The organism is Anaerolineaceae bacterium oral taxon 439 (assembly GCA_001717545.1).
Taxonomy (GTDB): Bacteria; Chloroflexota; Anaerolineae; order Anaerolineales; family Anaerolineaceae; genus Flexilinea.
Genome location: CP017039.1, coordinates 2,496,488 through 2,508,894, shown reverse-complemented (window position 1 = coordinate 2,508,894; position 12,407 = coordinate 2,496,488). Strand labels below are relative to the sequence as shown.

General features: G+C 58.8%; 11 protein-coding genes. 10 read left to right on the top strand and 1 reads right to left on the bottom strand.

Going from position 1 to position 12,407, the window contains the following annotated elements; translation table 11 throughout:
- Positions 1 to 3 precede the first annotated feature (3 nt).
- From BEQ56_11155 to BEQ56_11110, 10 genes are all read left to right on the top strand, one after another.
- A complete protein-coding gene (locus BEQ56_11155) occupies positions 4 to 882 on the top strand; it encodes a hypothetical protein (protein ID AOH43985.1) in 879 nt (292 codons plus the stop codon).
- Positions 883 to 1,013: 131 nt separating this feature from the next.
- Entirely contained in the window at positions 1,014 to 2,018 is a 1,005-nt protein-coding gene (locus BEQ56_11150; GenBank protein ID AOH43984.1) for a UDP-N-acetylglucosamine 4,6-dehydratase (inverting), read from the top strand.
- On the top strand, positions 2,015 to 2,956 hold the full coding sequence (locus tag BEQ56_11145) for a hypothetical protein (protein AOH43983.1): 942 nt from the start codon (positions 2,015 to 2,017) through the stop codon (positions 2,954 to 2,956). Before BEQ56_11150 ends, BEQ56_11145 begins: the two co-directional genes overlap by 4 nt.
- On the top strand, positions 2,947 to 4,047 hold the full coding sequence (locus tag BEQ56_11140; GenBank protein AOH43982.1) for an N-acetylneuraminate synthase: 1,101 nt from the start codon (positions 2,947 to 2,949) through the stop codon (positions 4,045 to 4,047). The genes BEQ56_11145 and BEQ56_11140 overlap by 10 nt, the downstream gene beginning before the upstream one ends.
- Positions 4,017 to 5,183, top strand: a complete 1,167-nt coding sequence (locus BEQ56_11135) for a hypothetical protein (protein AOH43981.1) — start codon at positions 4,017 to 4,019, stop codon at positions 5,181 to 5,183. Before BEQ56_11140 ends, BEQ56_11135 begins: the two co-directional genes overlap by 31 nt.
- Before the next feature lie 48 nt (positions 5,184 to 5,231).
- On the top strand, positions 5,232 to 5,999 hold the full coding sequence (locus BEQ56_11130; GenBank protein ID AOH43980.1) for a hypothetical protein: 768 nt from the start codon (positions 5,232 to 5,234) through the stop codon (positions 5,997 to 5,999).
- Positions 5,996 to 6,937, top strand: a complete 942-nt coding sequence (locus BEQ56_11125; protein AOH43979.1) for a hypothetical protein — start codon at positions 5,996 to 5,998, stop codon at positions 6,935 to 6,937. Before BEQ56_11130 ends, BEQ56_11125 begins: the two co-directional genes overlap by 4 nt.
- A 2-nt stretch (positions 6,938 to 6,939) precedes the next feature.
- A complete protein-coding gene (locus tag BEQ56_11120; GenBank protein AOH43978.1) occupies positions 6,940 to 7,887 on the top strand; it encodes a hypothetical protein in 948 nt (315 codons plus the stop codon).
- 28 nt (positions 7,888 to 7,915) lie between these two features.
- Positions 7,916 to 9,454, top strand: a complete 1,539-nt coding sequence (locus BEQ56_11115; protein ID AOH43977.1) for a hypothetical protein — start codon at positions 7,916 to 7,918, stop codon at positions 9,452 to 9,454.
- A gap of 23 nt (positions 9,455 to 9,477) precedes the next feature.
- Positions 9,478 to 11,445, top strand: coding sequence for a hypothetical protein (locus BEQ56_11110; protein AOH43976.1), 1,968 nt, complete (start codon positions 9,478 to 9,480; stop codon positions 11,443 to 11,445).
- Here the strand turns inward: BEQ56_11110 and BEQ56_11105 are convergent.
- Positions 11,436 to 12,386, bottom strand: a complete 951-nt coding sequence (locus BEQ56_11105) for a hypothetical protein (protein ID AOH43975.1) — start codon at positions 12,384 to 12,386, stop codon at positions 11,436 to 11,438. The genes BEQ56_11110 and BEQ56_11105 overlap by 10 nt on opposite strands.
- Positions 12,387 to 12,407 lie beyond the last annotated feature (21 nt).

The window sequence follows — 12,407 nt, the reverse complement described above, 5'->3', positions numbered from 1 at the left end:
GCGATGGAATCGAAAGAAAACGTCCGCGCTTTTTACGATCGGATCGGCTGGCGACTCGAATCTGACGGCTTTTATCAGAACGCGCGTTATGAGGACCTGCGCCCAGTCTCGGCGGACTATATCCATGCCTGTCATTTGCGAATTACGCCGTATTTCAAGGTCGGCGGGAGGATCCTGATGGATTTGGGCTGCGGTCCGATCCAGTATCCCGAGTACCTGACGTATTCCGAAAAGTTTAGATATCGGCTCTGCTGCGATATATCGCTGACGGCGCTTCTCGAAGCGCGGAAGCGAATCGGCGATCACGGGCTTTTTGTCGTCGGCGACGCGGCGAATCTGCCGTTTGCGCCGGAGACGGTTGACGGGGTCGTCTCGCTGCATACGCTGCATCATCTGGAGCTTCCCGATCAGCGTAAGGCCTGGGGCGAGATTTATCGCGTTCTGAAGCCCGGCGGGATTGCCGCCGTCGTCAACGGCTGGACGGAGTCGGAGATGATGAAACGGTGGCTTCCGTTCGTCCGCGCGGCGGAACGGGCCGGCGGCTGGATCGCCAGGCTTCGCGGAAGGGCGGCTCCGGTAGGGAAGAAAAACGATCCGGGCGCGAAAGCGCCGTGCCCCGCGAAGCCCGCCGCGGAAGCGACCGGTACCTTCGTTCGGAAGCTGGACGCCGGCTGGATCCGGAGCGAATTGCCGAAAGTCGCGCCGGACGCGAAAATTTCGATCCGTTGCTGGCGGTCGGTTTCGGTTCGCTGGCTTCGGGCGCTGATTCATGCGCCTTACGGGAAGGCGGCGCTGCGTCGGTTATTCCGGATTGAAAACGAAGCGCCGGAGGTATACGGCGAAGCGGGCCAGTATCCGCTGATCCTCCTCGAAAAACCCTGACGCGGGCGGGGTATTCCGATTATAATATCTGAAAAAATTGAGCGGATCGGCGCGTTTTGACCGCTCAGGTATCTTAAAAACACGAATTACGGGGAACCGGCGGAAAGACGCGCCCCGACGGAGGTCGATTCATGGAATGGAACAATAAAGTCGTCTTAGTGACAGGAGGAACCGGTTCTTTCGGGAAGAAATTTATCGATATCATGCTTCGCGAGTATCATCCGGCGAAGATCATTGTCCTGAGCCGCGACGAGCTGAAGCAGTATGAGATGCAGATTTCCGGGAAGAATCATGAGAGCCTGCGCTATTTTATCGGCGATATCCGTGATTTGGAGCGGCTTCGCCGGGCGTTCCAGGGCGTCGATATCGTCGTTCATGCCGCCGCGCTGAAACAGGTTCCGGCCTGCGAATATAATCCGTTCGAGGCCGTTAAGACGAATATTCTCGGGACGCAGAACGTCATCGACGCCGCGCTCGACGCCAGCGTCAAAAAGGTTTTCGCGCTGAGTACCGATAAGGCGGTCAACCCGGTCAACCTTTACGGCGCGACGAAGGCCGCCGCCGAGAAATTGGTTGTTCAGAGCAACGCCTATTCCGGCGGACGGGAAACGCGCCTGAGCTGCGTCCGCTATGGGAACGTCGTCGGGAGCCGCGGTTCGGTCGTTCCGATCTTCCTGAGGCAGCGGGGCAACGGCAAGCTGACCGTGACCGACGAGCGCATGACGCGGTTCTGGATTTCGCTTGAGGATGGCGTTCGTTTCGTTATCCGCTGCATCGAGCAAATGCGCGGCGGGGAGGTATTCGTTCCGAAGATCCCGAGCATGGCGGTTAAGGATCTGGCGATGGCGATCTCGCCGGATGCTGAAATTGTCTACACGGGTATTCGCCCGGGCGAAAAGCTGCATGAAGTCCTGATTTCCGACGACGAAGCGCGGAATACGATCGAAATGGACGACATGTTCGTCGTTCAGCCTTCCGGCGTGACCTGGTTCGGGCGCGAATGGGAAAAAGTCGGGAAACCCTGTCCCGACGGGTACCGGTATTCAAGCGACAACAATCAAGCCTGGCTGGATATCCCCGGGATTCGTAAAATGGTCGCCCAGGTTGAGGCGGAGATATCAGGAGGCGGCGATTGAGCGGACCGAAGAAAAAAATATTGGTGACCGGCGCGTCCGGTCTCCTGGGATTGAATTTTGCGCTGCATAGCTGCGAAGCGTACGAAATTGTCGGGGTTGTTAACCGGAACTTGCTGCAGGAGCTGCCCTTTGCTATTGTTCAAAGGGATTTTTTTGTTCCGGGCACGGCGGCGGCGCTGGTAGACGAGATCCGACCCGACGCAATTCTGAATTGCGCGGCGATGGCAAATATTGATTCCTGTGAACAGAATCCTGAGGATGCGCGCTGGATAAATGGGATGGTTCCCGGATTTTTCGCGGAGGCGGCGGGAAAACGGTCGATCCCGATCGTACATATTTCGACCGACGCGGTTTTCGACGGTCAGGCTTCAGGCCCGAACGGGTATTCTGAAACGGATCCGGTCCGTCCGATCAATTCATACGCGGAAAGTAAAGCGCTCGGCGAACGGAACGTTCTCAGCGCGAATCCGGACGCGATCGTTGCGCGGGTTAACTTTTTCGGCTGGTCGATAAGCGGCCGTCGGAGCCTGAGCGAGTTTTTTTATACGAACCTGAAGGCCGGGCGCGTCGTTTCCGGTTTTACGGACGTCTTTTTCAGCCCGCTCTACGTTCGCGATTTGTCTCGGATTTTAGTTCGTCTCCTGGAATCGTCCGAGCGCGGCGTTTTTCATGTCTTCGGGGCGAAAACGCTGAGTAAATATGATTTCGGGGTCGAGATCGCGAAGGCCTTCGGCTTCAATCCGGAGAACGTCCGCCCGACGAGCTGGCGCGACAGCGGTCTGGCCGCGGTGCGGTCGCCGAACCTGGCGATGAATATCGATCGGCTGACGAAATTTTTAGATGGGAACGTTCCGGACCCGATCGCCGGCGTCGCCGGGTTCCGCGACGATTTTAAGGCTGGATTTCCGATGAAACTCTGGGAGTACCGATGGAATTGAAATTTGGAGAACGGACCGTTGGGGCGGCGAGTCCGGTTTATTTTATTGCCGATATCGCCGCGAATCATGACGGTGATTTAAATCGGGCGAAAGCCCTTGTCCGGCTGGCGAAGGAGGCAGGAGCGGACGCCGCCAAGTTCCAGAATTTTAAAGCCGAAAAGATCGTTTCAGACTATGGCTTCCGGAATATGGGCGGTCAGCAGTCGCACCAGGCAAGCTGGCGCAAGTCGGTTTTCGAAACGTATCGGGACGTTTCCGTCCCGGACGCCTGGTCGAGCGAGCTGCAGGAGGAATGTGACAAGGTTGGGATTCTGTACTGTTCGGCGGCGTACGATTTCGAGTCGATCGATTATCTCGACCGCTATATTCCGATTTATAAAATCGGCTCCGGCGATATCGACTGGCTCGAAGCGCTTGAACGGGTCGCGAAGAAGGGAAAGCCGGTCCTCCTCGCGACCGGCGCGTCAACGCTCGAAGACGTTACCCGCGCGGTTGAAACGATTACCGCGATTAATCCGCGGCTGGTTCTGATGCAGTGCAACACGAATTACACGGCGTCGCTCGAAAATTTTGATCATATTCATCTGAACGTGCTGAAGGATTATGCGCGGCGCTGGCCGGACCTGATCCTCGGGCTCTCGGATCATACGCCGGGACACGCGACCGTACTCGGCGCGGTCGCGCTCGGCGCGCGCGTAATTGAGAAGCATTTTACAGACGATAATACCCGCGAAGGCCCGGATCATAAGTTCGCGATGAACCCGCGGACGTGGGAGGAGATGGTCGTTAATACGCGGCGGCTGGAACGGGCGTTAGGTTCGGAAATCAAGCGGGTCAACCCGAACGAATCGGAAACGCGGGTGATCCAGCGCCGCTGCGTCCGCGCTGCGCGGGACCTGAGCGCGGGCGAGACGATTACGCGCGAGATGCTGGATGTGCTGCGCCCCGCGATTCCCGGCGCGGTTAAACCGAATGAAATCGAAGCGTTGATCGGGCTGAAGCTGAAAACGGATCTTCCGTTTGGGAAGGAAATCCGCTATTCGGATTTAACCGGCGGACCGTGTGCGGCGCCGACGGAACCGGGCGCATGAAGGTTTTATATTTTACCCGCGATTACACGCCGCACGACGTGCGTTTTCTTAGCGCGATCGCCGCGCTGGGGCACGAAGGTTATTTTTTACGGTTATGCGACGAGAAACGCGGACTGGACGGGCGCGGGCTTCCCGGCGGGATTCGCGCTGTGGACTGGCGCTGGGGGACGTCGATCGTATCACCCGCCGATTACCCGCGCGTCGCGGCAGACCTGAAAGCGGTTGCGGCGGAGCTTCGGCCTGACGTTCTGCATAGCGGTCCGCTTCCGGACGTTTCGTATATTGCGGCGCTGGCGGAACTGCGGCCGCATGTCGCGATGTCCTGGGGTTTTGACCTGAATCATGATATTTACGTCGACCCGAGGCAGCGCGAGCGCGCGGTTTTTGCGTTGGAAAACGCAGACTGGTTCTTGGGCGACTGCTATACGGAGTTGGAAAGCGCGGTGGCACTGGGCTATCCGGAGGATCGGGCGACGATCTTTCCCTGGGGAATCGATCCGAAACGGTTCTCGCCGGGACCGAGCGCGGTCCGCGGCGGGATCGCGCCGCCGGAGGATTTTCTGATGCTGAGCCTGCGATCGCTCGAACCGAATTATCGCGTCGATACGACGATCCGCGCGTTCCTGAAGGCAGGGGCGGAGGACGCGGCGATTCAGTTGATGGTTCTCGCGGACGGGTCGGAGCGCGCGGCGTTGAAAGCGTTGGCGGAGACCGCTCCGGCGGACGTCCGGCGCCGGATCCATTGGCTTGGACGGAAACCGTACGACGAACTCGTCGATTATTACCGCGCCGCCGATTTGTACCTGAGCTCGTCGATTACCGACGGATCGTCGGTTTCGCTGCTGGAGGCGATGGGCTGCGGGCTGCCGGTTCTGGTTTCGGATATACCGGGAAATCTGGAATGGGTCGACGATGGGAAAAGCGGTTTTCTTTTTCCGGTCGGCGACAGCGACGCGATGGCGGAGCGCATGCTCTTTTTGTCACGGCGGCGGACGACGCTGCGCCCGATCGGCGCTTCGGCGCGGCTGCGGATTGAGAGCGAGGCGGACTGGAGCCGGAATATTCGAAAGATTACCGAGGCGTATGCGAGCGCGATCCGTCATGCTGCGGGGCTGTCCGCTGGGAACGCCGGCTGAAACGGCGTCCGGGCGAAAACAGAAAAGGGTGAGGATAAGCGGATTTAAATGAAAACTACGCTGATTATTCAGGCGCGCATGGGGTCGAGCCGGCTTCCCGGGAAGGTCCTGGAAGAGATCGCGGGACGGCCGATGCTCGATTGGGCGGTTCAGCGCGGAAAACGGGCGCGGCTGATCGACGAGCTGATCGTCGCGACGACGACGGACGACGCGGACAAGCCGATTGTCGACTGGGCGCGCGCGAATCAGGTCAGGATTTACCGAGGTTCGGTTTACGACGTTTTGGATCGGTTTTATCATGCGGCGCTGGGATCCGGCGCGGATCGGGTTGTGCGCGTGACCGGCGATTGTCCGCTGATTGATCCGGAGCTGATCGACGCGCTGATCCGCTTTTACGAGGATGAGGGCGCGGATTTTGCCGCGAACCGCCTGCCCCCTCCCTGGCGGCGGACATATCCGATCGGGCTGGACGAGGAAATCGTTTCGATGGCGTGGCTGACGCGGGCGTTTCGGGAAGCGGAGGCGCTGTATGAACGGGAGCATGTGATGCCCTGGTTTTATAATACCGAGGGAAGATGCAGGGTGCGCATTATGGATCATGACCCCGACTATGGTCGTCATCGCTGGACGGTCGATACGCCGGAGGATCTGGCGATGATGCGGGCGCTGTTCCGCCTGATCCCCGATCCGTTGACGATCGGCTGGCTCGACGTTTTGAAGCTCGTCGAGGCGCATCCTGAAATTGAGAAGCTGAACCGCCTGACGAAGGCGAAGAACGTCGACGCGGTCGACGAGCGGGGCCGGGAAAACGTATGAGCGAGATGACGATTTTTATTTCTCCGAAGGGATTCGACCGGGCGCATATCGCGCTGATCCAGACGAACGCGATCCGTTCCTGGAAAGCGCTGGGCCGCGACGTCGATATCGTCCTGATCGGCGACGATCCGGGCGTCGGCGAGGCGGCGGACAGGCTGGGCGTCCGCTATGTTGGGGAGGTCAGGCGCAACGAATCGGGGACGCCGCTCCTGAGCGATATTTTCGATATCGCGCGGCGAACGTCGGACGCGCCGCTTCTGGCTTACGTGAACGCCGATATTATCCTTTTCCCTGAATTCGTCGACGTCGCGAAGCGGGTCGCCGAACGTGAGGAAAAATTCCTGCTTGTGGGTCAGCGATGGGACCTTGACCAGCGCGAGCCGATCGAGTTTTCCGAGGGATGGGAAGCGCGGCTGAAGGAAGAGATCCGGACGCGCGCCCGGCGTCATCCGATCGGTGGGAGCGATTATTTTATCTACCCGCGCGCCTGTTTCGAGCGCATTCCTGATTTTGCGATCGGGCGTTCCGGTTGGGATAACTGGATGTTTTACGAGGCGCGGCGGAGCGGTTGGAAATTGATTAACTGCTCCGAGACGATCGATATTATTCATCAGGACCACGACTATGGTCATCTTCCCAACGGCCAGTCGCATTACCGCCTTCCGGAATCGGAAAAAAACGTTGAGATTGGCGGCGGAAAACGCACGATTTTCTCGTTGAACGACTGCGATTATGTGCTGACGAACGGGTGTGTTCCTGTACCGTTTCCGTTCAGCTGGCAAAAGCTCTTTCGCGAGATCGAAATTTTTCCGTTGATTCGGTTGAATTCAAGAGCGCTCGGGAACGTTTTTTTCGCGGTTTTCCATCCGATCAAAGCGTATCGGGAGCTGCGGCTGAAAATCGGCCGCGCGCTTCGGTCTGGAAAGGAACGGAAATAAAGATGCGTCTCGGGCAGAATCCGGCGAAGTTCGTCAAAACCGTCGCGCATCCGGCGCGGGTCACGGTCGCGGTCCTGAACTATATCCCGTTCGTGAGCGGTTATTATGAGCAGCTGCCAAAGGTTCTGGACGTATGCCTGCGGTCGATTCGCGAGGGCGCGGCGGATGTTGACTATGACCTGATGGTCTTCGATAACGGGAGCTGTCCCGAGGTGGTTGCGTACCTGACGGAGGAGCGGAACGCAGGCAGAATTCAGTATTTGATCCTGTCGGAAAAGAATCTCGGGAAAGGCGGCGCCTGGAACGTTATTTTCAGCGCCGCGCCGGGGGAAATTATCGCGTACACGGATAACGACGCGCTGTTTTCGGCGGGATGGCTTCGGGAGTCGCTCCGGCTCTTAGAAGGGTTCCCGAACGTTGGAATGGTTACCGCACGGCCGTTCCGAACCAACCCGTCGTATTACGATCGGACGGAAGTCTGGGCGCGGGAGACGGAGGGCGCGGCGCTTGAATCGGGCGATTTTATCGCGTATTCGACGTTCCGCGAATTCGACCTGAGCCTGGGTCAGTCGGAGGACGAAATCCGGGCGCATTACGAGCGTTCGACCGACCAGAAGCTTACGTATAACGGACTGACCGCGCTCGCTGGCGCGTCGCACTGGCAATTCACAGCGTATAAATCGGTCCTGCGCGAGTTCCTGCCGTTCGAGATGTCGCGGCCGATGGGACAGGTTAAGCAGCTGGACCAGCGCATGAACGAGGCGGGATATTTACGCCTGATGCCGCTCGAACCGTATGCGATGAACCTGAGCAATACGCTGTCGGCGCGCGAGAAGTCTCCCGCGCCGGAGCGCAAAACGCCGTTCCGGTGGAAGGAATGGACGCCGGTCAGGAAATTGCTTCTGGCGGTCTACAACCGGATTTTCAAATTGTATTACGGGCAGGATTGAGTCCTGGCAGGGGAGGTTTTTTGACGAAATGACGACGATTAACACACCGCGATCAGGCCCGGGGACGTCCCGACCGCTGCAGCGGACGGTTTTTATTTGCGCCGATCATGGACTGGCGATCGTATACTTCCTGCAAACGGACGTCGTGCGGACGATTTCAGACAGAGGATTTCGCGTCGTTATTTTAACGGACGACGGCGTTGTGGACAAGATACGCGAAAAATTTGAAGACGAGAATTTGTTCTTCGAAGGCCTGCGGCTTGATCAGGCGAAAGCGTATAGCCATAACAAGGATCATCGAATTCAATACTGGAACCATTTTATCCGCTGGATGGGCGGGTCCGACCGGGTCAATACGAACGCGATCGACAGTCACATGCGCCAGATGGCGTTCGAGACGTCGCGCGGGGGGAAACTGATCCTGCCGTCGGTCCGTGCGAAAGTGGCGCTGATGCGGAAATGGGGCTGGCTGCGGAAGCGGCATGTCCGGCAGCAGATGAAATATACGTCGGCGATCTATGGCGATCTGTTCGACCGATACGAGCCGTCTCTGGTGATCGCGGGCACGGCTGGCTGGCGGCTGGATCGCTACCTGCTTCGGGAGGCGGCGGCGCGTGGAATTGAAACCGCGTATGCCGTGATCGGCTGGGATAACCCTTCTTCGTACCGGCTCCCCGGCGCTCCGGTTCAATGGGCCAACGCCTGGTCCGAGATTCAGAAGACCGAACTGACCGATGGGGCGGATTGGCTCCCGGAGCGGGTCAACGTCGGCGGGATCCCGACGTATGACGGTTATTTCCGGAAGGAATGGCTGATGAGTCGCGAGGAATATTTCGCGCTGCATGGGCTGGACTTGCGGCGGAAACTGATTTCGTTCGCCTGCTCGTTCGTGAGCTTTTCGCCGAATTATCAGGATATTGAAGCGCTGGTCCGGCTGGTCAGCGATGGATCGCTGAGCGAACCGACGCAGCTGCTGATCCGGCTGCATCCGAATCATTTTATTCCCGGATCGCTTTTCGAAAAAGAAGCGAACCGGATTCGCGCGCTGATCGCCGATAATCCGCTGGTTCATCTCGTTGAGCCGGTCGCGCTGGGCGGGGATTTGGGTTTCTATTCCGGCGAGGACATGCCGGAGAAGGCGTCGATGATGGCCTGGTCGGATGTCTTCTGTACGGTGTATTCGACGATGATCGTTGAAACCGCGATTCATCGCCGGCCGATCATCGCCGTCTGTATCGACGCGCCGAACGGCTGGGACACGCCGGGAAAGTTTGATTTGAAGCTGTCGGAAATTGGCGAATGGCCGACGCACGAACGATTCCGCGCCGCGAGAGCCGGCCGCGTCGCATCCAGCGAAGCGGAGCTGCGCGAGGCGCTGAATTTATATCTGTCGGATCCGGAGACCGACGCGGCGGAGCGGGACGCGTTCGTTAAAGCGGAATGCGCTTTTACGGACGGAACGTCGGGCTGGCGCGTGGGGTCGTATTTCGCGGATCGCGCTGAAGCGGCGACGACGCATTCCCGCCCGATTTATCAGTTCGACCCGATCGACGCGGACGCGTCGTAAAGTTTTTGAGCGGGCGCCGGAATGTGAAGCGATTTGTCGGAATCGCCGCGGCTGAAGGATTGGCGGCAGTTTTTGCGTTGTTCTGGCTCGGCGGCGGGCGCGTGACTGCGCTTCGGGTCCTGTTCGCGGCGCTTGTCGTCGGAGTCGGAGCGTCGGCGGTCCCTGCGGCCCTGCGCCTGCGGCGGGTTCCGGCGGACTGGCTCGTCCGCGCGCAGGGCGCGGCGCTGCTCCTGATCGGGGCGGCGGCCGCGTCGGCATTTTATTATGATCATCCCGGTTTGGATCGCGCGGCCGCTTACTTACGGGCGGCTTTTCCCGTTTTGCTTTTCATGGCGTTGATCCTGGTTCAGTCCGTGATCTGGGTCCTGCGTCGGGATGGTCGGACGCTCCGATCGATCTGGGCCGGGGGGCGGAACGTCTGGCTGCGCTGGATCGCGCTTTCCGCGCTGGCGATCGTGATCGCGGCGTACTTCCCGCTGCGGCGGAATTATTACCCGTCGCATGATTTTTCGATTTTCGCGTATATTGGCGAACGGATCCGATCGGGCGGCTTGCCCTATGTCGACGCATGGGACCATAAACCTCCGCTGATCTTTTATCTGAACGCGTTGGGGCTGACGTTCGCGGGCGGAAATCTGATGGGTATCTGGCTGTTGGAGGCGGTATTCCTGACGGGCGCGTTGCTGATGCTGTTTCGGTTGATCCGCGGGGCGTACGGCGACTGGATCGCCGTGGGGGCGATCTTCTTTGGCACGCTGCACCTGGCTCGTCTTCTTGATTTTGGAAATTATACGGAAGAATTTGCGCTGCTGTTCCAGTCTGCGGCGCTCGTGTTAGCGGTTGACCCCGGGCGACGCTCGAAAGCCGGACTTTGGTTTGCGTCCGGTTTGCTGATGGGGCTGGCGTTCTCTTTAAAGCAGTCGTTGATCGGTGCGTGGCTGGGGATCGGGCTGACCGTCGTTTTCGAAATAGGATTGGATGAGGATTCCTGCATCCCAGATCGGCTTAAACGGATCGCGAAGGGTGGATCATGTCTCCTGGCCGGATTTATCTGCATAAATCTGTTCTGGATCGTCTATTTCGCTACTCAGGGCGCGCTGCGCGATTATCTGTATGGCAGCTATACGTATAATTTTATTTACACCGCGCGCAGCGGCGCGCCGCGTTGGGCGACCGGATGGACGACGTTGACGTTTTTGCCGGCGTTGTCGCCGTTCTTTGGCTTCGGCCTGATCGGATGGTTCGCTGCGCTGGCGAAAATCGTTCGATCGATACGTCGTGGAGAGATCAATCGCTGTATCCGGGAAGAATGGCTGACCGTGTGGGCCGCCGCAGCGCTGCCGTTCGAGGTTGTTTCAGCCGGATTGTCGGGAATGAATTATCAGCATTATTTTATCCCGATGGTTCCCGCTTATCTTGTTCTGATCGCTGCGTTGATGACGGATATCTGGCGTTGGAGCTCCGGGCGTTTCCTCCTTTCAGCGCGCCGTCTGGCGATCGGAACCGGGTTCTTCCTTCTGCTGATGAGCCTGCCGGTTTTCTCGATTCTCGGCGAAAATTACGCGTCGCGGAACCCGTCGGCGATGACGAAAACGGGCGATTTCCTGCGAGAAAATACGGATGTTGAGGATAAGGTCCTGATTTGGGGCGGGAGCGCCGCTCCGTACCTGCTGAGCGGGCGAAGGGCGCCGTCGCGCTATTTTATCGTGAAATCGCTGTACGATTTTTCGGCGCGGATGGGAACGGGACGATGGGAGACGTTCCTGACAGAGGTGCGCGCCGATCCACCGAAGTGGATCGTTTTCATCCCGGACCAGCGAATGGCGCGGGTCCCGTTTAATGAAGAAGGGTTCTGCGCCGCGGATTTAGCGACGGTTCCGGGCGAAGCGCTCGCGTTTCCGTTCCTTTGCGAGCGGTACCGGTTCCGGGAAATCCTGAATCCGGGGATGAACGACGCGTACGGGGTTTTTGAGCGCGTGGATCAGGAATGAGTATATAGCTGAATGTCGCCTTCATGCGCGTCGGCCAAGGCGGTTAGCCGCTCGCGCGTCATCGTCGCCGTCAGGCAGCCGAGCGCGGTCACTGCGTTTCCCCCGAGGATATTCGCGTATGTAATCGCGCGATAAAGTGGAGCGTCGCTCAGGATTCCGTAAATCAGCCCGGCGAGGAAGGCGTCCCCGGCTCCGGTCGCGTCGACGCAGGGTCCCTGATCGATCGGCGGGGCAAGGAACGTTTTCCCATCCGCCCGGAAAAGGCACCCTTTCCGGCTCAGCGTCAGGATCGGATACGCGAACGTTTCTGAAAGGTACGCCAGCGCTTTTTTCGGATCGTCCGTTCCGGCGATCTGAGCGGCTTCTTTCTCGTTGGGCGTGAAGATATCGGCAAGCTTCAGATATTCGGCGTACTTTCGGAAGCCGGGATCCTCCTCCCATCCGATATCGAAGACGAATCGCGTTCCTTCCCGCCTGAGTTTTCGGTACAGCTCCAGGTAACCCGGCTGCATGGCGACAAGCTTCGCGCCCCTCAGGGCAGTATACGCCCGGTCCAGCTCGGCGTCGCTGGCTTCATGACGGTTCCCGCCGTCGAGACCGGTATAGGAAACGAAAGTTCGGTCGGTTGGCGTCAGGATTGCGGCGGAAATATTGACCGGGATCGCGCTGCCTTCGTATAGATTCGTAATGGATGCCGCGCCCATGCGTTCCAGCTCGCGCAGCGCGAACGCGGAAAAAGAATCGCCGCCGAAATAACTCGCGATACGGGTTGCGACGCCCAGGCGCTGCAGGTGAATCAGCGTGGCGATCGGGCCTCCTCCGAGCTCCATTGCGAATCCTTCAGCGTAGCGTTCTTCTCCTTCGTTCGGAAGCGAGGAAACCCGATCAAAAAGCAAATCGACATTGGTTCGCGCTACGGCGGCGACGAAATCTTCCATCATTTCTCACTTTCAAACCGGAGA